Here is a 24,629-nt window from a genome sequence, read left to right as displayed (position 1 = left end):
CCTTCAGGTCGCTGGGTCGTCGAGGGCGAACACCAGCAGCAGGTTGTTCGCTGGCAGTGCGTGCCGCTCGCGCAGCACCAGGCCAGCGTCCGCCGCTTCGGCCGCCACGGCGTCCAGCCGTCGCAAGCCCCAGGCGCCGTTGCGCGAGCGCAGGTCCTGGTCGAACGCGGCATTGCTGGGTGCGGTGGGCACATCGGCTTCGAGGTAGGGCCCGTACAGCACCAGCAGCCCGCCCGGTACCAGGTGCCGCGCCGCGCCGCGCAGCAGGCCCTGGCCGGCGGTCCAGGGGGCGATGTGGATCATGTTGGCGCAATAGAGCAGCTCGAACCGTTCGCGCAGCGGCCACTCGGCCTGCGCCGCGTCCAGCGCCCGCGGCTGCAGCACGTTGGGCAGGTCCGCCGTGCGCGCGGCGATCACCGGGAGCATGCCGGCGTCGAAATCGGTGGGCAGCCAGCGCCAGCCCGGCAGGCGGGCGGCGAACCAGGCGGCGTGCTGCCCCGTGCCGGCGGCGACCTCCAGGGCCGTGCCGCGGGCCGGCAGCACGCGGCACAGCACCTCGAAGATCGGCTGCTTGTTGCGGTCGGCGGCGGGACTGCCGGGCAGGCCGCCCATCAGCGGCGCGAAGAGAGCAGCGCCCCCAGGATCACGCCCATGCCCAGCACCAGCGCGCCGGACATCATCGGCTTGGCCACCGCGCCCATCGAGCTGGCCGAGCGGTCGCCGGGTTCGGCGCGCAGCGGGCGGCCGTCCTTGTCGACAGCCAGGGTGGACGAGCGTGCCGAGTAGCGATAGCCGCGCTGCCCCATCGTCATGCGCACCGCCAAGGCCCCGAGGCCGATCGCCACCGCCAGGCCGGCCAGCGGATGCGTTTCCATCTGCGTGCGGGCCAGGCTGCCGTAGTGATGCGAGCGGGCCAGCAGCTGGTCCTTGGCGTAGGGCATGGACTTGCGGGTGTCGTGCCACAGCCGGCTCGAATAGGCGCGGGCGCGGCTGGCGCCGCTCATCGTGCCGGCGCCCAGGCGCTGCGCGGTGTCGTGCGTCGACTCGCCCAGGTGGTGCAGCCGCTCGCCGGCGGCGCCGATCCAGCGGTTCGCGCGGGCGCTCAACGATGCCCCTGCGTCGTGGGCGACCGGCACCTCGACCACTTCCACGTGGTGGTGCCGCCGGCGGCCCGACGGCAGCATGCCCCAGACCACGCCGGCGGCGAAGGCGACGGCGGTCGCCTTGATCGGCTCGGTGGTGACCTGCTCGCGCAGGCGCCCGGGGTAGTCGCGCGCCTGCTGGGCCGCGTGCATGGCCTGTTCGCCGTACTGCCGGGCGCGCTCGCGCAGATCGGTGGGCGTGGCCGGGGACGAGCCTTGGCCGCTGCCGAAGCTCAGCTTCTGCTGCAGGCGATCGATCGCCTGGTGGGCCTTGTCGGCGAAGCGATGGATGTTGTCCCGGCTGAGGAACGATTCATTGGCGGGGTTGCCGGTGCCGGTGCGTTCGGTGGCGCTGCTGGCGCCGGGCATGGCCGAGCCGGTGGTGCTGCGGGTGTCCTGGATGCTGGAAGCGGGTTGCGTGTTCACGAGGGTTCCTCCGGCTGCAACGAGTGGATGGGACGCGCTTGCGCGCTGCTTGACGTTGCACTCTAAGGCCGCGAGCCGGACGGCATGTGGGCCAACGGGGAAACCGCGTGTAGGCCGGCGGCGGCGGGCCGGCCGCCATGCTCGTGCTCCGTGCGGGCGGTTTACTTCATCTTTGGAACGTAGGCAGGCTTCACCCGCATGCGGCGGCGCCGGCTGACTGGCCGGGTGGCGCGCAGCGGCGACGCTTGCCACCATGAAGATTCGCGGCATCCCCCCGATGCAGTTCCTGCGTGAGCTGTACGCCAAGATCAGCGAGGACAACGTCTACAACGGCGCCGCTGCCCTGGGCTTCTACCTGACCCTGGCCATCTTCCCGGCCATGATCCTCCTGATGGGGTTGATCCCGTTCCTGCCCATTCCGAGGGTGGACACGGCGATCATGGACCTCATGCGGCAAACCCTGCCGGCCGACGCCGCCAGCATGTTCACCAAGGTGCTGGAGGAGGTGATGAAGAAGGAGAGCGGGGGCATCGTCTCGGTGGGCGCCCTGGGCACGCTGTGGGCCGCCTCGACCGGCATGTACGCGATCATGCAGCAGCTCAACATCACCTACGACGTGAAGGAGGCGCGCAGCTTCATCCGCGCGCGGCTCGTGGCCATCGGCTTGAGCCTGCTGTTCGGCGCGTTGATGATCACGGCCTTCTCGCTGATCGTGATGGGCGGCATCGCGCAGGACTGGCTGGGCGAACGCTTCGGCTTCAGTGATGCGCTGCTGACGTTCTTCGCCAGCTTGCGGTGGGTCATCATCGTGCTGGCCATCCTGCTGGCCTTCTCGCTGACCTACTACCTCGCGCCCAACGTCAGGGGCCAGCGCTTCGTCTTCATCACCCCCGGCGGTGTCGTGGCCACCATCCTGCTGCTGATCGCTTCGGTGGGCTTCGCCATCTACGCCCAGAACTTCGCCGACTACAGCGCGGTCTACGGTGGCATCGGCGCGGTGGTGGCCCTGATGATGTGGCTCTACATCGCCGGCCTGGTGATGCTGGTCGGCTCCGAGGTCAACGTGCTGGTGGAGCACCACTCGCCCAAAGGCAAGCAGATCGGCGAGCGCGCGCCGGGCCAGCCGGCGGCGGAAAAGCCGCACCGTCAGTCGGAGTCCCCCGTGCGCTCGTGAGGGCAGGCCCGTGCAGCTCCAACGCTTCGTCCTCGCGCAGGACCCGGTGTGGGACCAGGTCTGCGCCGAATTGGCGCAGGGCCGCAAGCAGGGCCACTGGATGTGGTTCGTGTTCCCGCAGCTGACGGCGCTGGGCCGCAGCGCCACGGCGAAGCACTATGGCCTGTCGGGGCTGGACGAGGCCCGGGCCTACCTGGCGCATCCGGTGCTGGGCCCCCGGCTGCGCCAGGCCTGCGAGCGGGTGCTGCGGCATCCCCAGCTCACGGCGGAACACATCTTCGGCGAGGTCGACGCGATGAAGCTGCGCTCGTGCATGACGCTCTTCGAGCGGGCGGCGGACGAAGCCGACAGCTGCTTCACCCGCTGCCTGGCCAGTCACTTCGGGGGCGAGCGCGATCCACTGACGGATCGGTTGCTGGCCGGCAGCGAATAAACCCCGATCGAGACGTCGGCAGTCACCGCTTCATTTTCCGGCTGATCTCCGAGACGGTGTCGTATTCGCGGGTGATGGTCTCGGCCAGCCGATCCGCCGGAACCCAGTCCTGCGCGATGCCCAGCGGCAGCAGCCGTTCGGCCAGCGCCGGGCTCTTGGCCGCGCGCTCGAGGGCCGGCATCAGCGCGCGGGTGACTTCCGCCGGCACGCCCGACGGCGCCAGGAAGGCCAGCCACACGCCCAGCAGGTCCTGCTTGTAGCCCAGCTTGCCCAGGGTGGGCACGTTGGGCAGTTCGGGGAACGGGCTGGAGATGGCGATGGGCTTGAGCGCGCCGCTCCTGAGGTGGGCGCTGAGCGCCCCCAGGCCCAGGATCACGCCTTCGACCTGGCCGCCCAGCACGTCGGTGACGGCAGGCGCCGCGCCCTTGTACGGAACCGATGTCATGTCGGTGCCGGCCTGCGCGTTGATGATGTGCACGCTGACGTCGCCGGCCGACCCGGGCCCGGCGTTGCCCACCCGCACACCCCCTGGGTTCCGCTTGGCGTGCGCCACCATCTCCTCGAAGGTGTTGAAAGGCGCGTCGCGCCGCGCCACCAGGATGGACGGCGTGCGCGTGGTGATGGCCAGCGGGGTCAGCTCCTTCAGCGGATCGAACCCCGCGGCCGCCGGCTCGAACACCCGGCGGATGGTCAGCGGACCGTTCTGCGTGAAGAGGATGGTGTAGCCGTCGGGCCTGGCCGAGGTGACGGCCTGCACGCCGATGCTGCCGCCGGCGCCGGGCCGGTTCTGCACCACGATCGGCGTCTTCAGCTGGCGCGATAGCTCCTCGCTCATGGCACGCGCGGCCGTGTCGGCCGCATCGCCGGGCGCCAGCGGGATCACCACCGTGATGGGGGCGGACGGATAGCCTTGCGCGAACGAGGGCGCGGCGGCCAGCGCCGCGCTGCCGGCGACGAGGGCGGTGAACAGGGCACGGATCATCTTGTCTCCTTCTTGGGTGATGGCCTGCGCAGGCTACAGCGGAATGACCAGCAGGGTCTCGACCGCGCGCGAGTCGATCAGCAGCAGGCGCGAGTGGAAAAGCGGGCGCTCGCCGCTCACGTCCACCAGGTCGCGCGCCTGGCCGGTGGCGAAGAGTTTCATGTCGCCTTCAAGCTCCAGCGTGCGCACCACCGCGAAGTTGGAGCGGACCTCGAGCAGGCCGTCCCGCGAACCGACGATCTGCACGCCGGAGATCAGGTGGCGCATGTGCTGCGGCTCGTAGATGTTGGCCAGGCGCATGGACTTGATGCGGTCGCGCACCTGCGCGGCCGATTGCGCGTCGATCAGCGCGTGCGGCAAGCCGCGGTCCTCGTTGAAGCGGCTGCGCACCGTGTAGCGGCCCTTCGGCAGCATCAGCTCGGCGATGGCCTCGACCCGGTTCTCGTCGATCGCCCGTGCCCATTCGTGCACCAGGTTCTCGACCGCGCGGAAGTGTTCTTCATGCATCAGTGACATCGTTTCAGTTCTCCATCGACTTCGGGTCGCTTGAACGGCTCGAGCTAGGCGGCCAATTCCAGGGCCACCGTGGAACCGGCTTTGCCGGGCCACCGGTGGCGCCTCCTGGGGGGGAGGCGCCGAAGGCGCTTCGGGGGGGTCAGATCCTCATGTCCTGGCGGTAGGCGTGCCAGAAGTTGCGGATCGCGCGCTCCGACAGCTTGGTGTTGCCGCCGCCGTCCAGTTCGCGCCCGCCCATCTCGATGAAGGATTCGCCGGTGGCGCCGTCGCCGATGGCGCGCATCATCATTTCGCACACCGCCGCGTCCTCCACCGACACCATGCCGGCCGAGCCCACCAGGTTCATCTGCGCCAGGCGCATGCGGGTGGTCTCCTCGTCGTCGTCCGCGAAGCCGAAGTAGGTCCAGACCAGGTCGCACTCGTCGGGTCCGCGCGGCACCAGCTGGCGCGTGGCCAGGCTGTTGGCGATCTGGTGCAGCACGAAGGACGGGTAGGTGGTGAGGATCTGGATGCTCACGCCATCGCCGATCTCGTCGCGCCACTTCAGGATGCTGGTGTCCTCCAGCGCCAGCCCGGCGTTGTGCGATCGCAGCGCGGCGGCCGTCTGCTGGTAGTCGGCCGAGTCCTTCTCGGTGCCGGCCTTGGTGTAGAAGTAGACGTGCCGACCGCTCGCGTCCAGCACCATGCCCGACTCCTGCGACTGGCGCGACAGGCCGAAGGTGCCGTAGAAGGTGTGCAGGATGTTGGCGTGGTACGAGTCGCGCGGGTTCTCGTGATAGAGCTTCCAGTTGGCGTGGATGCGCTGCGTGTCGTAGCCCAGCACCTTCAGCGGCTTGTCGCGGCACACGCGCCGGATGCCGTCGGCCACCTCGCCCAGCCACTCCTCCAGCGGCGGGGTGTCGTCGCTGAAGGTCGCGAACACGAAGCCGCAGATCGTGGCCACCCGCAGCTTCCTGAGGCCGTGCTCGGCCATGCTGAAGTCCTTGGGCAGTCCGCCCTCGCCGCGCAGGCCGTTGCGGAACGCCACCGACAGCAGGTCACCCTTGAGGCTGAACGTCCAGGAGTGGTAGACGCAGTGCAGCTTCTGCGTCTTGCCGAAGGGTTCGCGGACCACCAGGTTGCCCCGGTGCGCGCAACGATTGAGCACCGCCGCGACCGAGCCGTCTTCGGAGCGGGTCAGGATCACCGGCAGCTCGCCGATGAAGGTGCCCTTGTACGAGCCGCGTTCGGGCACTTCGGCCTCCAGGCCCAGGTAGTGCCAGTGCGGCCCACGAAAGATGCGCTCCTGCTCCAGCGCATAGAGGGCCGGGTCGCGGTAGGCCCAGTAGGGCGCGCGGGTGAAGCCTTCGGCGGGCCAGCTGCGGTGGGCGGCTGCGGCTGCCGGGGTCGCGTCGAGGACGGGGGTGTTCATCGGGGGGAGTCTGTCCCGCGAGGGGCCTGGCGGCAATGCCGTCCTGCGCATAGCGCAGAATTCGCGCATGCCCGCCGCCACCCAACCGCCGCGCAACAAGGACCGCATCGCCGGGCTCGCCAAGGGGCTGAGGTTGCTGGAGGCGTTCGATTCGGCGCATACCCGCATGACCATCACCGAGGCCGCCCGCCGCATCGACGTGAGCCTGGCGGCGGCGCGGCGCTGCCTGCTGACCTTGTGCGAGCTGGGCTACATGCAGACCGACGGCAAGCATTTCTGGCTGGGCCACGGGGCGCTGCGCATCAGCTACGCCTACGCCGCCTCGACCCGCCTGCCGCGCCTGGTGCAGCCTGCCCTGGACAGCCTGAGCGAGCGCAGCCGCGACTCGGCCTCGCTGGCGGTGCTGCACGAGGGGGCCGTGGTGATCGCGGCCCGATCCACGGCCCGGCGCACCTTCCGGGTCGGGCTCGGCGTGGGCTCCCGGCTGCCGCTGCACTGCTCGGCGGCGGGGCGCGTGCTGCTCGCGGACCTGCCGGGCGCGCAGGCGCGCAAGCTGCTGGCGTCGACGCAGCGCGAGGCGTTCACCCCGCGCACGGTGACGGACCTGCGCGGCCTGATGCAAGGGCTGCAGGAATGCCGCGCAAGGGGTTGGGCCGCTTGCGACGAGGAGATCGAGTTGGGCGTGCGCTCGATCGCGGTGCCGCTGGGCGATGCATCCGGCCAGACCGTCGCGGCTTTGACGATCTCGACCCGCGCGGAACGCATGACCACGGGCGAGATGGTCGCGGCCTACCTGCCGGCGATGCGCCGGACACAGGAGTGGGTGAGGGCGCGGCTGTGAGTGCCATCCACCGGTTGCCCTGGGCTTGTCCCGAGCCGGCCGCCTCGAAGACGGCTCATGCCGTCAGCAGCAGCAGCCACGCAGGCGGTCCCAGGTAGAAGGCGAGCAGCCCGATCCGTTCGACCCAGCGCCGCACGTCCAGGGCCGCGACGGGTTGCCACACGGCCGCCGCGAAGGTGCCGGCTTCGATGAGCGTTCGCAGCACCGCCGCGTACAGCACCATGCCCACGATCCATGCAGCCCACCAGACCAGGAACCCGGTTACGTACGCTTGCAACCCGGCCTCGTGGTATTCGCCCAGGCCGCTGCCGTACAGGATGTGCTGGTGCAGCCGGAAGGCCGGGATCGCCAGCAGCATCGGCCACCCGACGAACCGGGCCATCGGGTGGGCGAGCCGTCCCGCCCGGCGGATGGCGGCCCAGGTGCCGGCGTAGGCCGACAAGCGCGAGGCCGGCTCATCGGGCGGGCCAGGGATCCCCAGTGCCGTGGCGAGCGCGCGGGTGTCCGCCAGGGCCAGGCCGAAGGGCCACCGCTGCCCGGAACGCAGCCTCAGCCAGGTGCCGGGGCGCGGGAGCGGCACGCGCCAGGCCTCGGCCGCGGCGATGTCGGCCAGCCGCAAGTCGAGGCGGTGGCGGCCGCGGGCCAGCACCAGCACGCCGTGCTCGATCGCGGCATTCGCCGTGTAGGCGCGGAGCACGAGCCAGGCGGCGAGTTCCGGTGCCAGGAAGACGAGGGTGAAGGTCTGCAGGGTGGCCAGGGTGCGCCCCTGCCAGCCAGCGTCGCCCAGCAACAGCGCCGCGGCCATGCCGAGCAGGCCCAGGCGCGCGAACCCCCGCAGCAGCCCGGCCGCCAGGCGCGCCGCCGGCGGCAGCACGGCCACCCGGCGCGGCACGGACACCGGCGCGTGGGCGCGTGCGGTCGAGCCCGCGCCCGCCGGCCCAGGCCACCGGCGCAGGAGCGAAGCCGCGGCCAGCAGCAGCAGGAACAGCGCGGCGGCAGGCCCGAGCCAGTCGCCCCACGCGAGCAGCAGCGTCGGGGGTGCTGCATGCACCGGCAGCTCGCCGACCACCAGCGAGCGTTCGCCCATGGCGGCGGCCGCGAGCACGCTGCCGTCCGGGTGGATCACCGCGCTGTAGCCGTTGGTGGTCACGCGGAACTGGGGCAGGCGGGTTTCGATGCTGCGGAAGGCGGCCGCTGCGAGGTGCAGCCGCGCCCCTTGTGGCGCGTGGGTGAACCACGAGTCGTTGGAGAGCGTGAGGATGGCCTGCGCTCCGAGCCGGGCGCCCGCCACGGCCAGGCCGGTGTCCATGTCGTCCAGGCAGATCATCGGCAGCACCGGGACCTCGCGACCGCCCCGCAAGCGCAGCGGCAGCACGCGTGCGCCGGTGCCCGGCTGCCAGGTGCCGGCCCACGGCAGCCAGCGCCGAAGCAGCGGCCCATCGAGCCAGGGCGGCACGTACTCGGTCAAGGGGAACGGCCGGCTCTTGCGATAGAAGCCGACCAGGCCCGCGCCGGGCGCGACGAAGGCGGCGGCGTTGTACTCGCCGGCGGCATCGCGCTCGTAGGTGCCGAACACGAACGGCACCCCGGCCGCCTCCACCATCCCGAGGATCTCGCGGTCGAGTTCCGCGCCGGCTTCGCTCTTGGGGCGGCCGAAGGTCGTGGGGTACACCGTCTCGGACCAGAGCACGGCGTCCGCCCGCTGCCGCTCGACGGCGTCCCAGGACATCGCGCCGTGGGTGTCGAGCACCTCGTGCACGACCGCCGCGGCCCCCCGCTCCCGGCGCAGGCGCTCGTAGTCCACGATGTTCGACTGCACCAGCGCCACCCGAAGCAGCGGGCCGGTGGGCGGTGGGTCCGCCAGGGCCGACAGGCCATGGCCGGCCAGCAGCAGCGGGCCGAGCGCGGCCCCTGCCAGCGGCGTCGCCAGCGCACGCCAGCCCAGGCGGCGACGGGCGAGGGCACACGCCAGCGCCTCGTTCACCAGCAGCAGCACCGCCGTCAGGCCGGCCACGCCGCCGAGGTCCGCGGCCTGCCGGAACAGGCGCGAGGGATACAGGCCGATGCCGAAGGTGTCGCCCAGCAGGCGTGGCACGAAGGCCTCGGTCGCGATCCACGCCGCGACAGCCGCGAAGGCGCGCAGCACCGCGCCATGCCGCCGGCCCACCAGGTGCCGCACCAGCGCGAACGCCAGGAACTGCGGCTGCAGCAGGGGCGCCCCCAGCAGCAGCACCGCCCACCCGGTGGCCGTGCCGACCTGCAGGTAGCCGCTGATCGCGCTGGCGAACCATCCCAGGACGGCGGCGGTGTAGCCGACCGACAGGGCCCAGGCCCCGAGCAACGCGCGAGGCAGCGATCGCGACGTGTCCAGCGTGCGCAGCCAGGGCACGAAGGCGACGAAGCCGAGCAGCCACGCCGCGCCGCCGTGGGCGTACAGGGCGCACAGCAGCGCGCTCGCGACGATGCCGGCCCACGGGCGATCGCGCAGCCGGGGTCCGCCCATCGCGCCGGTCAGCCGCCTCGCCTGCCCGCCGCGTCGGCGGGCGCGGGGATCGCGATGCGCCGGATCGGCAGCCCGGGCGGCGCCAGCTCGGGCGGCACGACGCGATCGGCCGGGATGTCCACCGGCCGACCCGACGCATCGACGAAGCTGCGGCCCGGCGCGAACATCAGGATCGGCTCGATGGGCTGGCCATCGTCGGTGGCCTGGTGGTGGCGCACATAGCCCTCAGGCAACTCGAAATCCTCGGGCACCGCGATGCCCACCAGCGGCGGGCGCGTACCCGGCGGCGAGAAGGCACCCAGGCCGCCGTGGATGCCGACCTGGTGCAGCCGCTCGATCACCTGGGCCATGGTCGGTCGCTCACCTTCGTTGATGTAGTCGGACAGGTCGGGCGTGAGGTCCCCGTTCGGGTCGCGCGTGCGCGGGATCTTCGGCGGCTCGACGGCCGGCCGGGTGGCGACCCGCGCCGGGAGGGCGGCTTGCGGCGCCGCCGGCGATTCCGTGGCCGTGGCTGCCAGCGGCGGATTCGCGGGAGCCGGATCGATCGAGGCAGCGGCGCGGGGTCCGGGAGCCGAAGCGGGCTGCACCGGCGCCCCTGGAGGCGCCAGCACGGCCCAGGCGACGGCGCCCGCCAGCGTGGCCCCCGCGACGCCGAGCAGGAGGCGCGAGGGGCCCCAGCCGCCGCTCGCGGGCGACTGGTCGTTCGAGCTGCGTCGTCCGGCTCGGGTGGGCTCGTGCATGGCCGCTGCTCCCGGTGTGCGCAGCGCGGTCAGGGTGCCGGCGGCACGGGCGGCGCCGTGGACAGGCCCCAGCCCATGCGCTCATGGCCGTAGCGGTTCCAGATCGGGCTCTTGCCGTCGGTGAAGGAGGTGTAGCGCGGCGCGCCCGACCCGGTCGTGCTGCCGAACAGCCCGGAGCTGACCGTGCCGCCGGTGTAGGTCGGGTGCGTGTCGTCGGATTGGATGTAGTCGTAGCTGCTGCTGGCGGTGGCGAAGTGCGCATTGGCATCGCGGATGGTCGCGCGCAGGGTGGTGGTGATGCGGCTCACGTAGGCCGCCTCGGTTTCGCCCGGCAGGTAGCGCAGCGCGTCCGAATCGACCACGCCGTCGCCGTTGCTGTCGTAGTCCGCGCCCATGTACTGCGCGAAGCTGTCGGTGCAGCGGAAGCCCTTCAGCCGCGCGAGTTCGCACATCGACCAGTTCATCCGCGCGACGCGCGGCAACAGCACGTCCTGCACGTTGACCCGGGTTCCGCTGGTCGGGTCGGTGCAGGAGCTTTGCACGTTGTCGGCGGCGTAGCCCGGGTAGTACAGGTTGCTCACGATCTTCAGCTGGGTACCGGGATAGGCGTTGGCGTTGATGAAGTCCATCGCCGCGGCGACGTAGGTCTGGCAACTGGCGACCGCCGCCTCCAGCCCCGCGTAGTTGCAGGTGCCGGTCTGGCGCTTGAACGCGGTGCGTGCCTGCAGGCCGTCGTTGCCGCACATCTCGAAGGTCACCACCCGGGTGTTGCTGGCCTGCATGTGCGACCGCTCGGCCACGATCTTGTTGCGGTAGATGTCCTCGGCCACCGCCCCGGACTTGGTGCGGCGCACGCTCTCGATGTCGGCTTTCCACAGCGCCGAGAGGTACTCCGCATCGACCGTGGGCGCCGCGTACTTGGCGACGCTGTAGACCGAGCCGTTGTAGCCGGCGTAGATCGAATCACCGTAGGCGACGATCCGCAGCTTGGTGCTGGTCTGGGCCCGGTCGATGGTCCACGAGACGTTCTGGGTCAGCGTGTTGGCCGCCGCCGCCCCGCCGAGCAGGGCCAGGATCACCAACCACCCGCGCTTCGCATACGACTTGGCTTGCATCGCGATCCCCTCTCGACGACGGAACGAAGGCCGCGCCCGCGAAGCGGGGCTGGCGGCACGCGGGCCACACTAGCACCGCGCCCATGCGGCGCGCAGTGAAGTTGTAACAAGCCTTTGTTGAAGCGGATCGCGCGGTCGCCGCGGTCATCGCGATCGGACCCCGGCGTGCGCGGACGCGCCTTTCAGGCTTTCTGCACCGAGCGGCACCAGAGGTCCCACGAGCGCTGGATCTGCGAATCGTTGGCCTCGGCCGCCAGCTGCGCCTCGCGCGGCGTGAGATAGGTCACCTCGCCCATGCCCATCGCCTGCGACTGCAGCCGGGCGTTCACCTCGGCGTAGATCGCGCGGTACACCGCCTGCTCGACGGATGTGCCCACGGTGGTCGAGCCGTGCCCCCGCATCAGCACGCAGGTGCAGCCGCCCAGCGCCTCGGCCAGCGAGCGGCCGAGCTCGGGGTTGCGCACCAGCAGGTCGGTGTCGCCGGCCGCATCGCGCATGTCGTAGTGCGCCGTGCCCTCGCCCAGGAAGCCGGCCATGTGGAAGATCGGCCGCAGGCGCTGGCGGGTGGCGCCGAAGGGAATGACGTTGGGCGAGTGGCTGTGCACCACCGACATCACGTCCGGCCGCGCGCGGAAGATCTCGGCGTGAATGAAGCGTTCGAGATACGGCCGCGGCGCATCGGGCGTGACGGCGTTGCCGTCGAAGTCGTAGCACACGATGTCCTCGGGGCGCACCATGGCCGGCGCGCGATTGCACGACAGCAGGAACCGCTCGGGCCGGCTCGGGTGGCGCACGCTCACGTGTCCCAGCCCATCCACCACGCCCTGAGCGAACAGGATGTGGTTGGCCTGCACGAGCCGGGCCACCGACTCGGCGTCCAGCAGCGGGTGGTCGGTCATGTGGATCACTCCTTGATGTTGGCGCTCTTGGCCAGGTCGACGTAGCGCTGGTTGTCCTCGCGGATCAGCTTGTTCAGGGCGGCGGCGTCGCCCGAGAGCGGCTCGACGCCGGCGGTGGCCAGGTTCTCCTTGACCCGCGGGTCCTGCAGCACCTTGCCCACGTCGGCGGCGATCTTGCTCACCACGGCGGGCGGCAGGTTGGCCGGGCCCATCAGGGCATACCAGATGTTGAAGTCGAAGGGCTTGAGGCCCTGCTCCTCGAACGTGGGGGTGTCGGGCAGCAGGCTGTAGCGCGTTGCCGAGGACACCCCCAGCACCTTGAGCTTGCCGCTCTTGGCGTGCGGCGCCAGCAGGTTGGCGCTCACGATGGCCAGCGGTACCTGGCCGCCGAGCACGTCGGTCACCGCGGGCGAGCAGCCCTTGTAGCCCACGGGCGTGGCGTCGACGCCGGTCTTCTGCTTGACCAGTTCCATCACGAAGTGCTGGGGCGTGCCGATGCCGCAGTTGCCGTAGCTGAGGGTCCTGGGCTTGGACTTCGCCAGGGCGGCCAATCCCTTGACGTCGCTCACGTTGAGCGAAGGATGCGCGGCCAACGCGATCGGCGTGACTCCCAGCACCATGATGGGCGTGAGGTCCTTGGCCGGGTCGTAGGGCAGCTTGCCGTACACGCCCAGGTTGCTCGACATGGTGCTGTTTTGCAGCAGCAGCGTGTAGCCGTCCCCGGCCGCGCGCACCACGTCCTGCGTACCGATGTTGCCGGACGCGCCCGCCTTGTTCTCGACGGCGACGCCCTGTCCCCACAGGCCCTGCAGGCCGGTGGCGATCTGCCGCGCCAGGATGTCGGAGCCGCCGCCGGTGGCATAGGGCACGACGATGCGCACGGGCTTGGCGGGGTAGTTCTGCTGCGCATGGGCCGCCAGCGCGACGGCGCACAGGGCCAGGGTGGCGATGGCACGCACGCGTGCCCGAAGCTGCTTCATCGGTGTTCCCGGAAAATACTAAGAACGCTTAGTTTATGCGTGGTGTAGCCGGACAATGCCTGGCCCGTGCCGCCAGCTGCATCGCCTTCGGCACGTCGGCCCTGCGGTAGGCCGCGCTGGCGGTAAGTCGGCACCGATGCGGGAGGCGACCGGCGCAGTGGAGTCCAGGAACGCGGGGACCCGGCGCTGTCCCCGGAACGGATGACAGCACGCCCCTCGGCAGGCGCTGGTCAGGCGTCCTGCCGCACGCCCTTGGCCACCGCCCCGCGGTACTGCGAGGGTGTCTGGCCCACGCTGCGGGCGAAGAACTTGCTGAAGTAGGCGGTGTCGGCGTAGCCCAGGTGCTCGGCCACCCGTGCCACCGGCATGGGCGTGTAGGCCAGCAGGCGGCGCGCCTCGAGCATCAGCCGGTCGTGCAGCACCTGCTGCGCCGACAGCCCGCAGACCGCGCGGCAGGTGCGGCTCAGGTGGTCGGCGGTCACGCCCAGCTGCTCGGCATACCAGGCGAGCGGGTGGTGTTCGCGGTAGTGCTGTTCCAGCAGCGACTGGTAACGCTGCACCAGCGTGTCGCGCGCCCCGGGACGGCGCTCTTGCGACACCAGCTCGCCCCGCCGCCGCAGGTACTCCACCGCCAGCAGCGTGGCGCTGGCCAGCAGGGCGTGGGCGCGGCCGGCGTGCTGGGCCTGGAACTCGGCGGCGATGCGCTGGAACAGCGACTTCCACTCGGGCTCGGCGTCTCGGCCGGGGGGAACGACGAAAGAGGCGCCGAGTTCCGAGTCGACCAGCTGCGAGCCGCCCAGCAATTGGCGCAGCGTGGCCGATGGGATGGTGACCTGGTGCCCCACCGCATGGGGCGTGTAGCTGAAGCCGTGCACCGAGCCGGGCGCCAGCATGATCAGGGCCGGCGCCCGGACCTCGAAGGGGCGGCCGTCGATCGTGCCGGAAATCCTCCCTTTTTCCAGGTACTGGAACTGGTGCAAACCCTCGTGCCGGTGTGCCGGAATCGTCCAGTCCAGCTCGTGGGCGCGAATCGAGATGGGTTCGTAGTGCAGGCAATCGTCCGGCTGGAAATGGCGCACCTCTCGAAACGGGACGAGCAGCAGGGGGCTTTCGGGGGTTTTCATGGGCAGATGGTGATCAAGGCCGGAAAAGTACCTGTTGTCGGCCGATTCGTCCATGGCGGCCGGGGTGCCGGATCGGCACCATTCGCACCTTCACTGCCCCGCCCCCTTTCCAGGAGACAACGATGGACCGGAGACATTTCCTCGCCACCACCGCCGCCTTGTCGGCCCTCGGCTTCAGCCGCACCGCCGCGGCCCAGATCGCCGGCAACGCCTTCATCATTTCCGGCTTCCCGGCCGGCGGCATGGGCGACCAGGTCTCGCGTCCGATGGCCGAGCGCCTGCGCGGCAAGTACGCCAGCAACGTGCTGGTCGAGTCCAAGGTGGGCGCCGGTGGCCGCATCGCCATCGAGCACGTCAAGCGCGCCGCCCCCGATGGCCTCACGGTCCTGCAGATCCCGAGCTCGCCGATGGTGCTGTACCCGCACATCTACAAGAAGCTCAACTACGACACCCTGGCCGATTTCGTTCCCGTCACCACGCCGGCCAGCTACTCGCTGTCGGTGACCGCGGGCCCGGCCGTGCCGGCCAACGTGCGCACCATCGCCGACTTCATGGCCTGGGCCAAGGCCAACCCTCGCCAGGCCAGCTACGGCGTGCCGGCGGCGGGCTCGTCCTCGCACTTCGTCGGCATGCTGTTGTCGCGCGCGGCCGGCGTCGAGTTGCAGGCCGTGCCCTACAAGGGCGGCGCGCCCATGATGAGCGATGTGGTGGGCGGACAGATCCCCATCACCGTGGGCGTGATGGCCGAGGTGCTGCCCCACGTGGCCGCCGGCCGCCTGCGCTCGCTCGGCGTGAGCAGCGCCGAGCGCTCGCCCTTCCTGCCGCAGGTGCCCACGCTGGTGGAGCAGGGTTTCAAGGACATCGCCGTGACCGAGTGGCTCGGCTGGTTCGTGCCGGCGCGCACCCCGCAGGACCAGGTGCAGCGGCTGGCCTCGCTGGTGCGCGAAGGCCTGCAGCAGCCCGACTACCAGGCCTCGCTGACCAAGGCCGGCCTGGTGCCGAGCTGGCGTTCGCCCGAGGACTTCGCCGCGCTCGTCCGTGCCGATCTGGCCAAATGGGTGCCGCTCGTGAAGGCCACCGGCTTCTCCGCAGAGGAATGATGACCCCCCCCGAAGCGGCTTCGCCGCCTCCCCCCAGGGCGGCGCAACCAGCGGCCCGGCAAAGCCGGTTCCGCGGTAGCCACTGGAACGGTCTGCGCTGCGCGCAGCCTGATGAGGCCGCTTCATTGCAGCCCTCGACGCAAGAAATGGGAGACCTGAGATGCCAATCCAACTGACCGGAGCACAGGCGCTGGTCCGCCTGCTGCGCGCGGAGGATGTGCGCGAGGTCTACGGACTGGTCGGCGGCAAGCTCGGACCGATCCTGCACGCGGTTTCGCAACAGCCCGAGATGCGCTTCATCGGCGTGCGGCACGAAGCCGTGGCGCCCATGATGGCCGCGGCCTGCCACCTGGGCACGGGACGGGTGGCCGTGGCCGTGGCCGAGATGGGGCCGGGCGGGCTCAACCTGGCCTCGGGCCTGGGCACGGCCTGGGGCAACAACCTGCCGCTGATCGCCATCACCACCAATCAGCACCGCGCCGCCTGCTACCCGCACAGCGGCATGTTCATGGACCTGGACACCGTCTCGGTGACCCGCGCCGTCACCCAATGGAACGTCGTGGTGCAGGACGCGCGGCGGCTGCCGGAGCTGGTGCGCCGCGCCTTCCGCGAGGCGCTGTCGGGCCGGCGCGGGCCGGTGCACCTAGACATCCCGAACGACGTGCTGGTGCAGGCCGTCGAGTTCGCCGACGACGAGTTCGACCTGCCGCCCGCGCGCTACCGCGCCATGGGCCGCGTGCGCCCCGACGCCGACGCCGTGGCCGACGCCATCGCGCTGCTGCGCCAGGCGCGGCGGCCGGTGGTGGTGGCCGGTGGCGGCGTGGTGGCCAGCGGGGCGCAGGACCGCGTGCGCGAACTGGCCCGTCGCCTGCGCGCGCCCGTGGTGCTGACCCAGATGGGCCTGGGCGTGGTGCCCAGCCACAGCCCGCACTTCATCGGACAGGCCGGCATCATCTCCGGCGAGGCCGTGCGCAGCGCCTTCGAGCAGGCCGACGTCATCGTCAGCCTGGGCTGCCGCTGGTCGTCCTGGATGTGGGACGAGCAGGGCCCGTTCGCCCGCCGCGGCCACCGCACCATCAGCATCAACACCGACCCCGGTGCGCTGGGCCAGCCCGTGGTGCACGAGGTGGCGATGCAGGCCGACGCACGTGCCGCGCTCGACGACCTGCTGGCCGCCGGCGGCGAGCAGCTCGGCGCGCAGGTCGATGGCGGGTGGCTGCAGGCGGCGCGTTCCGTGCGCGCCGCGCACGAGGCCAAGCTGGCTGCCATGGCCGCCGAGCGCGGTGAGGTGATGCATCCGGCCGCGCTGGCCCAGGCCATCGCGATGGCGCTGCCGGCCGATGCGCTGGCCGTCTACGACGGGGCCCACACCAGCTTCTGGAGCAACGACTTCACCCCGGTGCCGGACGTGCGTACGCGCTTTCACGAACCGGGCATGAGCCACCTGGGCTTCGGCCTGCCGTACGCGATGGCGCTGCAGGCGGCGCACCCGGATCGGCCCGTGGTGCAGATCACCGGTGACGGCTCCTTCGGCTTCACCCTGGCCGAGCTGGACACCGCACGCCGCTACCGGCTGCCGGTGCTCAGCATCGTGCACAACAACGCCAGCTGGGGCGTCATCCAGTTCGGCCAGCGCCACGGCATGGACTTCGAGCTGGGCAGCCGCCTGGACGGCACCGACTACGCGGCCATCGCGCGCGGCTTCGGCTGCCACGGCGAGGTGGTCACCGAGGTGGAGCAGGTGGGCCCCGCGATCGCCCGCGCGCTCGCGTCGGGGCTGCCTGCGGTGCTCGATTGCCGCACGCGTTTCGTGCCGCATCCGGCCATGCCGATGTTCGGCGCCATGAACCGCTTCGGCTTCGATGCGCTGACCCGCGTTCGATCGTCGTGACGGGTCCGGCGTCGGTTTCTTCAACGGGTTTCCACGAGCGACAGAGAGACACACCATGCAAGACATCAAGATGCTGATCGGCGGTGAGCAGACCGCCAGCGAATCGGGCGCCACCTTCGAGCGCCGCAACCCGCTCGACGGCCAGGTCGCCACGCGCGCTCCGGCGGCCAGCGTGCGCGATGCGCAGCGCGCGGTCGAAGCCGCGGCGAAGGCCTTCCCGGCCTGGGCGGCCATGGGTCCGGGCGAGCGCCGGGGCCTGCTGCTCAAGGCGGCCGCCGCACTCGAGGCCAAGACGCCCCGGTTCATCGAGGCCGTGGCCGCCGAGACCGGCGCCTCCGGCGCCTGGGCCGGCTTCAATGTGCACCTGGCCGCCGGCATGCTGCAGGAGGCGGCATCCCTCACCACGCAGATCAGTGGCGAGGTGATCCCTTCGGACACCCCCGGCAGCCTGGCGATGGGCCTGCGCTTGCCGGCCGGCGTGGTGGTCGGCATCGCGCCCTGGAATGCGCCCATCATCCTGGGCGTGCGCGCCATCGCCACGCCGCTGGCCTGCGGCAACACCGTGATCCTGAAGGGCTCCGAGCTGTGCCCCGCCACCCACGGCCTGATCATCGAGGCCATGCAGGACGCGGGCCTGCCCCCGGGGGTGGTCAACTTCGTGACCAACGCGCCCGACGACGCCGGCCAGGTGGTCGAGGCCATGGTGGCCATGCCCGCGGTGCGCCGCGTCAACTTCACCGGCTCCACCCGCGTGGGCAAGCTGATCGCGCAGACCTGCGCCAAGTACCTCAAGCCGGCCGTGCTCGAACTCGGCGGCAAGGCGCCGCTGCTGGTGCTGGCCGACGCCGACCTCGAGCAGGCGGTCAACGCCACCATCTTCGGCGCCTTCGCCAACTCGGGCCAGATCTGCATGTCCACCGAGCGCATCGTGGTCGACGAGGCCATCGCCGACGAATTCGTCGCGCGCCTGGCCGAGCGCGCCAAGGCGCTTCCGCTGGGCGATCCGCGCAAGGGGGTGCCCGTGGTGCTGGGTTCGGTGATCGACCGCGGCACCGTGGACCGCTGCAACGAGTTGATCGACGACGCGCTGGCCAAGGGCGCCAAGCTGGTGTGCGGCGGCAAGGCCGAGAACACCCTCATGCCCGCCACGGTGCTCGACCACGTCACCGCCGACATGCGCATCTACCATGAAGAGAGCTTCGGCCCGGTGAAGCCGGTGGTGCGCGTCAAGGGCGTGGAAGAGGCGATCACCTGCGCCAACGACAACCCCTACGGCCTGTCCTCGGCGGTGTTCAGCCGCGACTTGGCCTCGGCCTTCGAGGTGGCCCGCCGCATCGAATCGGGCATCTGCCACGTCAACGGCCCCACGGTGCACGACGAGGCGCAGATGCCGTTCGGCGGCGTCAAGGAGTCGGGGTATGGTCGATTCGGCGGGCGCGCCGGCGTGGACGCGTTCACCGAACTGCGCTGGATCACCCTGCAGACCCAGCCGCGCCACTATCCGTTCTGAAATCCATTACAAGGAGCCCGACCTGATGCAAAGCCTCACGCTGCAGCAAGCCAACCAGATCATCACCACCGCCGTGGCCAAGGCCCGCGAGAACGGCTACAAGCCCATGGGCATTGCCGTGCTCGACGCCGCCGGCAACCTCAAGGCCTTCGCCAGCGAGGACGGCGCCAGCATGTTCCGCTTCGACATCGCCCGGGCCAAGGCCTGGGGCGCGGTGGGCATGGGCGTCTCCAGCCGCGTGCTGGGCCAGCGCGCCAAGGACAACCCCAACTTCTTCGTGTCGCTGGCCGCCACGGCCGAGGGCAAGTTCCTGCCGCAGACCGGCGCGGTGGTGATCAAGGACAAGCAGGGCCACGTGCTGGGCGCCGTGGGCGCCAGCGGGGGTACCGGTGACGAAGACGAACTGATCTGCCAGGCCGGGGTGGAAGCGGCGGGGCTGGTCAGCGGGTGAGCAACCGTGGGCTGGCCCGGGGGCCGGCCCGGCGGGCTGCGAACTGGCCATGCATGCCGACATCCTGCTGGCGGGACGCGGCGCGCGCTTCGGCCAGCCCGAGGTGCGCGTCGGCTTGATGCCGGGTGGCGGTGCCACGCAGCGGCTGGTGCAGGCGGTGGGCAAGTTCGCCGCGATGAACATCCTGCTGCGCGGCGAGCCCTTCGGTGCCCCGGCTGCCCTGGCGATGGGCCTGCTCACCGAGATGCTGGACGACGACCAGGTCGAGCCCCGGGCGCTGGCGATCGCGATCGAATTGGCGGCCTTGCCGCCGCTGGCCCTGCAGCTGGTCAAGGAGGCGGTGCTCGAGGGCCTGAACAGCGGCCTGGAAAGCGGGCTGCGTTTCGAGCGGCGGTCCTTCCAGACGGTGTTCTCCACCGAGGACAAGACCGAGGGCATCCGGGCCCGGCTGGACCGGCGCGAGCCGCGATTTCGTGGCCGCTGATATCCACCGAATGGATTGTCTTTATCGACTGCAGCGTCTTGGCGCTTCAGCCCGCGCTGCCTAGCATCGCCTCGCCTCGCCTCGCCGCACCGGTCGGGCGGCGCCTCATGGAAAGCTGATCACATGTTTTTCTTCCACACCTTCAAGACATTCGCCTGCGCCACCGGCCTGCTGCTGGGCGTGACCGCCACCGCGGCCGCGGCCGACGCGACCTACGTGGCCGCGCGCGATGTCGTGACCATCAGCGGCGGCGCGATCTCCGCCGCGCTGGAGTCCACACCCGGCCTGCGCGTGTTCAAGGGCATCCCGTATGCCGCCGCGCCCATCGGCCCGCTGCGCTGGAAGCCGCCGCAGCCGGTGACGGCGTGGACCGGCGTGCGTCGCACCGAATCGATGCCGCCGGCCTGCATCAAGGGCGATCGCCCGCCGGGGCGCATCGGCGCCATCCTGTACCAGACCTCCGAGGGCACCAGCGAGGACTGCCTGTTTCTCAACGTGTGGACCGGCGCCGCGCCGCGCAGCAGCGACAAGCGTCCGGTGATGCTGTACCTGCATGGCGGCGGCTACATGATCGGCTCGGGCTCGCAGCCCAACTACAACGGCAGCGGGCTGGCGGCCAAGGGCGCGGTGGTGGTGACCATCAACTACCGGCTCGGCCCGCTGGGCTTCCTGGCGCACCCCGAGCTCACCGCCGAGTCGCCCGACAAGTCCTCGGGCAACTACGCCCTGCAGGACGCGATCGCCGCGCTCAAGTGGGTGCAGGCGAACGCCGCGGCCTTCGGCGGCGACCCCGGCAACGTGACCGTCTACAGCGAGTCCGCCGGTGCCGGCATGGCCAGTGCGCTGCTGGGATCGCCGCTGGCCAAGGGCCTGTTCCACCGCATGATGCTGTCCAGCCTGGGCACCATGCCGACCGAGCGGCCCAACCCCACGCTGCAGCAGGCCGAGGCAGCAGGGCTGTCCTTCGCGAAGAACCTGGGCGGAGCCAACCTTGCCGCCTTGCGGGCCCGGCTGCCGCACGAGTTGATCAACGTGGCCGGCGCCATCAATGCGCCCATCGTCGATGGCTGGGTGGTGCCCGAGTCGCTGGACCAGTCCTTCGCCGGCAAGCGCATCAACGACGTGCCGCTGCTGCTGGGATGGAACGCCGACGAGGGCACGCCCTATCCGCCCTTCGCACGCGACCTGGCCGGCTACGAGAAGGCCGCCACGGCCCGCTTCGGTGACATGGCCGATGCGTTCAAGCGCGTGTACCCCGTGCAGGGCGACGCCGACGTGCGCGCGATGGCCTTCGCACCCCTGCGCGACGGGCAGTTCGCGTGGCAGCCGTGGTCGATCGCCAGGGCCCACGCGGCGCACGGCCAGTCGCCCACCTACCTGTACTTCTTCACGCGCCGCCCGCCGTACTACCCCGACCAGCGCTTTCCCGAGCAGCCGCGCGCGGAGGACTTCGGCGCCTACCACACGGTGGCGCAGGTGTACTTCAACGACAACCTGGACCGCGGTTCACCCGCGCGGCCCTACCAGCCGGCGGACCGTCAACTCGCGGCGGCGGCGTCGAGCTACCTCGTCAACTTCGCGCGCAGCGGCAATCCCAACGGCGACGGACTGCCGGCGTGGCCGGCGTTCAAGGGCGGCCGAGGTGGCCAGGTGATGGTGCTGGGCGAGCGCATCGAGGCCGGCCCGGTGCCCTTCATGCCGGCGCTCGAGTTCTTCGACGCGTTCTATGCCAGCCGGCTGGGCCGGTCGCTGCCTTTCTGATCAGCCCGTCTCAAGAGGGCCGACGGCTGCCGATCTGATCGTAGATCTGACGGTGCAGGCGGTCGGCCTGTTGCCGCAATTGACGCGCGCGGTCCTGCAAGTCGGTCGGCGCGCCCCTCTGTTGCTGGGAGAACGCATGTTCGGCCTTGCGGGCTTCGGCATGGGCGGCGCTCCATTCACGGAGCTTCTGGGTCAGGTGTTCCATCGATGCAGTCTGGCGGATGCGATGGGCCCAGCTTAACGGCCCGGCAAGTGCCCCGGGTTGAGGCAGCCGCAGGCACCGCATGTAGGACGCATGCGCCTGGCGGATACAAGCGGAAGCACATCCGTAACCCGCCGTTGACCTTCGGCTGCCTAGAATTCGCCGACTCAACAGCAACGGGAGCCTTCATGACGTCCAACAGCCGGCGCATCACCTCGATCCTCGCCATCCTCCTGGCCGGCCTGCAGGGCGCGGCTTTCGCCACCGACCTGGGAACGGTGTTCGGTGGCGGCGTCGGAGGCGCGGCGGGTGCCGCCATCGGCAACCAGGTGGGCGGGCCGCAGGGTGCGGTGATCGGAGGCGCCATCGGCGGCGCGGCCGGCGCCGGCACGGTGACCCAGGGATCGGGCCGCACCGGCGCCGTGGTGGGCGGGGCCCTCGGGGGTGCCGCCGGCGCGGCCGTGGGGCAGCAGGTGGGCGGCTCGACCGGTGCGGTCATCGGCGCCGGCACCGGCGGCGCGCTCGGGGCCGAGATCGGCCGCTCGGTGACGCAGGACCGGCGGCCCACGATGGCGGGGCCGATGATCACGGCCGCGCCTGCGATGGTGGTGGGTGCGCCGGTGGTGGTCGAGCCTGGGTACGCGGGCAAGAAGCACAAGCACAAGCACAAGGGCCATCCGCCCGGCCGCGCGCTGGGTTGGCACAAGAACGGCAAGCACTGAGCTTCCGAGCGCCTACCGGGCCGGTCAGTCGTGACCGGGCGGCCCGGCTAGCGGCAGGGCCGTGATTTCCTGGCAGCGGGGCGAGATGCGCGCTCTTCCTACAAGGAGCCGGCGGCTGCACCGTCGTTCGCGTGCTAAAAACTGCAGAGTGTGATGTACCGTCCGCGTGCATCGCGAAACCCCCTCTCCCCCCCATGGATCTGCAGAAGAAACACAACGTCCACGTTCAAGGTGACGGCCCGGCCACCCTGTTTTTCGCGCACGGGTTCGGTTGCGACCAGAACATGTGGCGCTTCATGCAGCCGGCCTATGCCAGGCGCTTCCGCACGGTGCTGTTCGACCTGGTCGGCAGCGGCAACTCGGACCTGAGCGCCTACGACCCGGTGAAGTACGGCTCGCTGCACGGCTATGCCGGCGACGTGGTGGAGCTCGCGCGGGCCTACCGCCAGGGTCCGGCCATCTTCGTGGGGCATTCCGTCAGCGCCATGATCGGCCTGCTGGCGCACCTGAAGGATCCCAGCCTGTTCGCCGCGCACGTGATGGTCGGCCCCTCGCCGTGCTACATCAACGAGGGCGACTATTTCGGCGGCTTCGAGCGCAGCGACATCGAGTCCTTGCTGGAGACGCTGGAGAGCAATTACCTCGGCTGGTCGTCCAACATGGCCCCGGCCATCATGGGCGCACCCGGGCAACCCGAGCTGGCGGTGGAACTCACCAACAGCTTCTGCCGCACCGACCCCGAGATCGCCAAGCAATTCGCGCGCGTCACCTTCCTGTCCGACAACCGCGCCGACCTGCCGCGCATGGACGCGCCCACGCTCATCCTGCAATGCAGCGACGACCTGATCGCCCCCGTGGCGGTGGGCGAGTACCTGGCTCGCCAGCTGCCGCGCAGCACCCTGGTGGTGATCGACAACCAGGGGCACTGTCCCCACATGAGCGCGCCCGGCGCCAGCTCGGATGCGATCGACACCTTCCTGGCCGCCCAGGGCCTGCATGGGTCGATGACATGACCGGTGACGCCTCGGCGCTCGCCCGGGCGCTCGAGGCGCTCGACGAGGCGCCGTGCGGCCTGATGCAGACCGACGGCAGCGGCCTGATCCTGCACGCCAATGCCACGCTGTGCCGATGGCTCGGCCGCAGCGGCGACGAACTCAAGGGCAAGCTCAAGCTGCAGGACCTGCTGACGATGGGCGGGCGCATCTTCCACCAGACCCACTGGACGCCGCTGCTGCAGATGCAGGGCTCGGTCTCCGAAGTGAAGCTGGAGGTGCGGCACCGCGACGGCCACACCATTCCGATGGTGCTGAATGCCACCCGGCGTGAGCTGGACGGTGCGGTGGTCCACCACGTGGCCATGTACGTGGCGCGCGACCGCGATGCCTACGAGCGCGAGCTGGTGCAGTCGCGCCGCCGGCTCGAAGTGGTGCTGGCCGAATCCCGCCGCCTGCAGGAAGAAGCGAAGGACCGGGCGCTGTTCGCCGAGCAGATGATCGGCATCGTCAGCCACGACTTGCGCAACCCGCTGTCGACCATCCAGACCGGCGCGCAGTTGCTCGCGCGGCTCGACGCGACGCCGCAGCAGCTGGCGATCGTGCAACGCATCCTGCGCGCCGGCGACCGCTCCAACCGGCTGATCGCCGACCTGCTGGACTTCACCCGGGCGCGATTGGGCTCGGGGCTGGTGGTCACGCCGCGGCCGGTGCAGCTGCATGCGCTGATCGCTGAGGCGGTGGACGAACTGTCGCTGGCTTTCCCCGGCCGCGCGCTGCGCCATCTCCAGGGCGGCGAAGGATGCGTGTCGGCCGATCCCGACCGGCTGGTGCAGCTCCTGGGCAACCTGGTGGGCAACGCGATGGCCTATGGCCGGCCCGATGCACCGGTGACGGTGCGCACCGAGGTGGAAGCGCACCGCTTCGCGTTGTCCGTGCACAACCTGGGCGAGCCGATTCCAGAAGATCTCAAGCCGAACCTGTTCTTGCCGATGTCGCGCGGCGATGCGGAGCTGGGCCTCAAGAGCAGCGTCGGACTGGGCCTGTTCATCGTGCGGGAAATTGCCAAGGCGCACCAGGGCCGGGTCGAGGTCAGCTCCTCGGCGCAGGAAGGGACGACCTTCACCGTGCTGCTGCCGCGCCACCCGGAAGAGGTCGCGCCCGCGAGCGTCCCGGCAGCGCCCTGAGGGGCGATACAGGCTGAAGCACATCGATACGGGTGCTTCAGCT

The 24,629-nt window shown here is 70.8% G+C and carries 24 protein-coding genes; 12 read left to right on the top strand and 12 right to left on the bottom strand.

Features of this window, described 5'->3' with window-relative positions; translation table 11 throughout:
* Positions 1 to 3: 3 nt before the first annotated feature.
* On the bottom strand, positions 4 to 612 hold the full coding sequence (locus JI739_RS06910; protein WP_201683066.1) for a DUF938 domain-containing protein: 609 nt from the start codon (positions 610 to 612) through the stop codon (positions 4 to 6).
* Positions 612 to 1,568: a hypothetical protein gene (locus JI739_RS06905; RefSeq protein ID WP_201683065.1), complete on the bottom strand. Its 957-nt coding sequence runs from the start codon at positions 1,566 to 1,568 to the stop codon at positions 612 to 614. Before JI739_RS06905 ends, JI739_RS06910 begins: the two co-directional genes overlap by 1 nt.
* Positions 1,569 to 1,821: 253 nt before the next feature.
* Between JI739_RS06905 and JI739_RS06900 the strand changes: the two genes are divergently transcribed.
* The gene (locus JI739_RS06900) at positions 1,822 to 2,742 is read left to right on the top strand and encodes a YihY/virulence factor BrkB family protein (protein WP_201683064.1); all 921 of its coding nucleotides are present in this window, start codon (positions 1,822 to 1,824) and stop codon (positions 2,740 to 2,742) included.
* Between the two features lie 10 nt (positions 2,743 to 2,752).
* Positions 2,753 to 3,175 (top strand): DUF1810 domain-containing protein, encoded by a 423-nt coding sequence (locus JI739_RS06895; RefSeq protein ID WP_201683063.1) that lies wholly within the window; start codon positions 2,753 to 2,755, stop codon positions 3,173 to 3,175.
* Positions 3,176 to 3,197: 22 nt separating this feature from the next.
* On the opposite strand, the gene JI739_RS06890 is transcribed toward JI739_RS06895, so the two are convergent.
* The 3 genes from JI739_RS06890 to JI739_RS06880 form a co-directional block, all read right to left on the bottom strand.
* On the bottom strand, positions 3,198 to 4,157 hold the full coding sequence (locus JI739_RS06890; RefSeq protein WP_201683062.1) for a tripartite tricarboxylate transporter substrate binding protein: 960 nt from the start codon (positions 4,155 to 4,157) through the stop codon (positions 3,198 to 3,200).
* A 33-nt stretch (positions 4,158 to 4,190) separates the two neighbouring features.
* Positions 4,191 to 4,664: an aromatic-ring-hydroxylating dioxygenase subunit beta gene (locus JI739_RS06885; RefSeq protein WP_201683061.1), complete on the bottom strand. Its 474-nt coding sequence runs from the start codon at positions 4,662 to 4,664 to the stop codon at positions 4,191 to 4,193.
* Positions 4,665 to 4,812: 148 nt separating this feature from the next.
* Positions 4,813 to 6,084 carry an aromatic ring-hydroxylating oxygenase subunit alpha gene (locus JI739_RS06880; RefSeq protein WP_201683060.1) on the bottom strand — a complete coding sequence of 424 codons (1,272 nt, stop codon included), beginning with the start codon at positions 6,082 to 6,084 and terminating at the stop codon, positions 4,813 to 4,815.
* A gap of 67 nt (positions 6,085 to 6,151) precedes the next feature.
* Here JI739_RS06880 and JI739_RS06875 point away from each other — a divergent pair, with 67 nt between their 5' ends.
* Positions 6,152 to 6,925: an IclR family transcriptional regulator domain-containing protein gene (locus tag JI739_RS06875; protein WP_201683059.1), complete on the top strand. Its 774-nt coding sequence runs from the start codon at positions 6,152 to 6,154 to the stop codon at positions 6,923 to 6,925.
* 55 nt (positions 6,926 to 6,980) lie between these two features.
* On the opposite strand, the gene lnt is transcribed toward JI739_RS06875, so the two are convergent.
* From lnt to JI739_RS06845, 6 genes are all read right to left on the bottom strand, one after another.
* Positions 6,981 to 9,428 carry an apolipoprotein N-acyltransferase gene (lnt, locus tag JI739_RS06870; protein ID WP_201683058.1) on the bottom strand — a complete coding sequence of 816 codons (2,448 nt, stop codon included), beginning with the start codon at positions 9,426 to 9,428 and terminating at the stop codon, positions 6,981 to 6,983.
* Positions 9,429 to 9,436: 8 nt separating this feature from the next.
* Positions 9,437 to 10,168 (bottom strand): hypothetical protein, encoded by a 732-nt coding sequence (locus JI739_RS06865; RefSeq protein ID WP_201683057.1) that lies wholly within the window; start codon positions 10,166 to 10,168, stop codon positions 9,437 to 9,439.
* A 29-nt stretch (positions 10,169 to 10,197) separates the two neighbouring features.
* The gene (locus JI739_RS06860; RefSeq protein WP_201683056.1) at positions 10,198 to 11,283 is read right to left on the bottom strand and encodes an SGNH/GDSL hydrolase family protein; all 1,086 of its coding nucleotides are present in this window, start codon (positions 11,281 to 11,283) and stop codon (positions 10,198 to 10,200) included.
* A gap of 182 nt (positions 11,284 to 11,465) precedes the next feature.
* On the bottom strand, positions 11,466 to 12,182 hold the full coding sequence (locus tag JI739_RS06855) for a class II aldolase/adducin family protein (RefSeq protein WP_201683055.1): 717 nt from the start codon (positions 12,180 to 12,182) through the stop codon (positions 11,466 to 11,468).
* A 5-nt stretch (positions 12,183 to 12,187) separates the two neighbouring features.
* Complete coding sequence (locus JI739_RS06850) at positions 12,188 to 13,162, bottom strand: Bug family tripartite tricarboxylate transporter substrate binding protein (protein ID WP_201683054.1); 975 nt, start codon at positions 13,160 to 13,162, stop codon at positions 12,188 to 12,190.
* A 230-nt stretch (positions 13,163 to 13,392) separates the two neighbouring features.
* The gene (locus JI739_RS06845; RefSeq protein WP_201683053.1) at positions 13,393 to 14,286 is read right to left on the bottom strand and encodes an AraC family transcriptional regulator; all 894 of its coding nucleotides are present in this window, start codon (positions 14,284 to 14,286) and stop codon (positions 13,393 to 13,395) included.
* 122 nt (positions 14,287 to 14,408) lie between these two features.
* Here JI739_RS06845 and JI739_RS06840 point away from each other — a divergent pair, with 122 nt between their 5' ends.
* From JI739_RS06840 to JI739_RS06815, 6 genes are all read left to right on the top strand, one after another.
* Positions 14,409 to 15,386 (top strand): Bug family tripartite tricarboxylate transporter substrate binding protein, encoded by a 978-nt coding sequence (locus JI739_RS06840; protein ID WP_201683052.1) that lies wholly within the window; start codon positions 14,409 to 14,411, stop codon positions 15,384 to 15,386.
* 160 nt (positions 15,387 to 15,546) lie between these two features.
* Positions 15,547 to 17,277, top strand: coding sequence for a thiamine pyrophosphate-binding protein (locus JI739_RS06835; protein ID WP_201683051.1), 1,731 nt, complete (start codon positions 15,547 to 15,549; stop codon positions 17,275 to 17,277).
* Between the two features lie 55 nt (positions 17,278 to 17,332).
* Positions 17,333 to 18,787, top strand: a complete 1,455-nt coding sequence (locus JI739_RS06830; protein WP_201683050.1) for an aldehyde dehydrogenase — start codon at positions 17,333 to 17,335, stop codon at positions 18,785 to 18,787.
* A 25-nt stretch (positions 18,788 to 18,812) separates the two neighbouring features.
* On the top strand, positions 18,813 to 19,238 hold the full coding sequence (locus JI739_RS06825; protein WP_201683049.1) for a GlcG/HbpS family heme-binding protein: 426 nt from the start codon (positions 18,813 to 18,815) through the stop codon (positions 19,236 to 19,238).
* Positions 19,239 to 19,281: 43 nt separating this feature from the next.
* Positions 19,282 to 19,722, top strand: a complete 441-nt coding sequence (locus JI739_RS06820) for an enoyl-CoA hydratase-related protein (RefSeq protein WP_255520197.1) — start codon at positions 19,282 to 19,284, stop codon at positions 19,720 to 19,722.
* A gap of 123 nt (positions 19,723 to 19,845) precedes the next feature.
* Positions 19,846 to 21,483 carry a carboxylesterase/lipase family protein gene (locus JI739_RS06815; protein ID WP_201683047.1) on the top strand — a complete coding sequence of 546 codons (1,638 nt, stop codon included), beginning with the start codon at positions 19,846 to 19,848 and terminating at the stop codon, positions 21,481 to 21,483.
* 10 nt (positions 21,484 to 21,493) lie between these two features.
* Here JI739_RS06815 and JI739_RS06810 read toward each other — a convergent pair whose 3' ends face one another.
* Entirely contained in the window at positions 21,494 to 21,688 is a 195-nt protein-coding gene (locus JI739_RS06810) for a hypothetical protein (RefSeq protein ID WP_201683046.1), read from the bottom strand.
* Positions 21,689 to 21,873: 185 nt separating this feature from the next.
* Here JI739_RS06810 and JI739_RS06805 point away from each other — a divergent pair, with 185 nt between their 5' ends.
* The 3 genes from JI739_RS06805 to JI739_RS06795 all read left to right on the top strand — a co-directional run bounded on the left by JI739_RS06805 (position 21,874) and on the right by JI739_RS06795 (position 24,586).
* On the top strand, positions 21,874 to 22,407 hold the full coding sequence (locus JI739_RS06805; protein ID WP_201683045.1) for a glycine zipper domain-containing protein: 534 nt from the start codon (positions 21,874 to 21,876) through the stop codon (positions 22,405 to 22,407).
* 194 nt (positions 22,408 to 22,601) lie between these two features.
* The gene (locus JI739_RS06800; RefSeq protein ID WP_201683044.1) at positions 22,602 to 23,420 is read left to right on the top strand and encodes an alpha/beta fold hydrolase; all 819 of its coding nucleotides are present in this window, start codon (positions 22,602 to 22,604) and stop codon (positions 23,418 to 23,420) included.
* A complete protein-coding gene (locus JI739_RS06795; protein WP_201683043.1) occupies positions 23,417 to 24,586 on the top strand; it encodes a PAS domain-containing sensor histidine kinase in 1,170 nt (389 codons plus the stop codon). The genes JI739_RS06800 and JI739_RS06795 overlap by 4 nt, the downstream gene beginning before the upstream one ends.
* Positions 24,587 to 24,629: the final 43 nt, after the last annotated feature.

The sequence above is a fragment of the Ramlibacter aurantiacus genome (assembly GCF_016722895.1).
GTDB classification, from domain to species: domain Bacteria; phylum Pseudomonadota; class Gammaproteobacteria; order Burkholderiales; family Burkholderiaceae_C; genus Ramlibacter; species Ramlibacter aurantiacus.
The sequence above is the reverse complement of the archived record's forward strand: the minus strand, read 5'-3'. Positions and strand labels throughout refer to the sequence as shown.

Coding starts and splice junctions, on each gene's coding strand:
- JI739_RS06910 (WP_201683066.1), bottom strand. CDS start 612: ATGGGCGGCCTGCCCGGCAGTCCCGCCGCCGACCGCAACAAGCAGCCG.
- JI739_RS06900 (WP_201683064.1), top strand. CDS start 1,822: ATGAAGATTCGCGGCATCCCCCCGATGCAGTTCCTGCGTGAGCTGTAC.
- JI739_RS06890 (WP_201683062.1), bottom strand. CDS start 4,157: ATGATCCGTGCCCTGTTCACCGCCCTCGTCGCCGGCAGCGCGGCGCTG.
- JI739_RS06885 (WP_201683061.1), bottom strand. CDS start 4,664: ATGCATGAAGAACACTTCCGCGCGGTCGAGAACCTGGTGCACGAATGG.
- JI739_RS06880 (WP_201683060.1), bottom strand. CDS start 6,084: ATGAACACCCCCGTCCTCGACGCGACCCCGGCAGCCGCAGCCGCCCAC.
- JI739_RS06875 (WP_201683059.1), top strand. CDS start 6,152: ATGCCCGCCGCCACCCAACCGCCGCGCAACAAGGACCGCATCGCCGGG.
- lnt (WP_201683058.1), bottom strand. CDS start 9,428: ATGGGCGGACCCCGGCTGCGCGATCGCCCGTGGGCCGGCATCGTCGCG.
- JI739_RS06865 (WP_201683057.1), bottom strand. CDS start 10,168: ATGCACGAGCCCACCCGAGCCGGACGACGCAGCTCGAACGACCAGTCG.
- JI739_RS06860 (WP_201683056.1), bottom strand. CDS start 11,283: ATGCAAGCCAAGTCGTATGCGAAGCGCGGGTGGTTGGTGATCCTGGCC.
- JI739_RS06855 (WP_201683055.1), bottom strand. CDS start 12,182: ATGACCGACCACCCGCTGCTGGACGCCGAGTCGGTGGCCCGGCTCGTG.
- JI739_RS06850 (WP_201683054.1), bottom strand. CDS start 13,162: ATGAAGCAGCTTCGGGCACGCGTGCGTGCCATCGCCACCCTGGCCCTG.
- JI739_RS06845 (WP_201683053.1), bottom strand. CDS start 14,286: ATGAAAACCCCCGAAAGCCCCCTGCTGCTCGTCCCGTTTCGAGAGGTG.
- JI739_RS06840 (WP_201683052.1), top strand. CDS start 14,409: ATGGACCGGAGACATTTCCTCGCCACCACCGCCGCCTTGTCGGCCCTC.
- JI739_RS06835 (WP_201683051.1), top strand. CDS start 15,547: ATGCCAATCCAACTGACCGGAGCACAGGCGCTGGTCCGCCTGCTGCGC.
- JI739_RS06830 (WP_201683050.1), top strand. CDS start 17,333: ATGCAAGACATCAAGATGCTGATCGGCGGTGAGCAGACCGCCAGCGAA.
- JI739_RS06825 (WP_201683049.1), top strand. CDS start 18,813: ATGCAAAGCCTCACGCTGCAGCAAGCCAACCAGATCATCACCACCGCC.
- JI739_RS06815 (WP_201683047.1), top strand. CDS start 19,846: ATGTTTTTCTTCCACACCTTCAAGACATTCGCCTGCGCCACCGGCCTG.
- JI739_RS06810 (WP_201683046.1), bottom strand. CDS start 21,688: ATGGAACACCTGACCCAGAAGCTCCGTGAATGGAGCGCCGCCCATGCC.
- JI739_RS06805 (WP_201683045.1), top strand. CDS start 21,874: ATGACGTCCAACAGCCGGCGCATCACCTCGATCCTCGCCATCCTCCTG.
- JI739_RS06800 (WP_201683044.1), top strand. CDS start 22,602: ATGGATCTGCAGAAGAAACACAACGTCCACGTTCAAGGTGACGGCCCG.
- JI739_RS06795 (WP_201683043.1), top strand. CDS start 23,417: ATGACCGGTGACGCCTCGGCGCTCGCCCGGGCGCTCGAGGCGCTCGAC.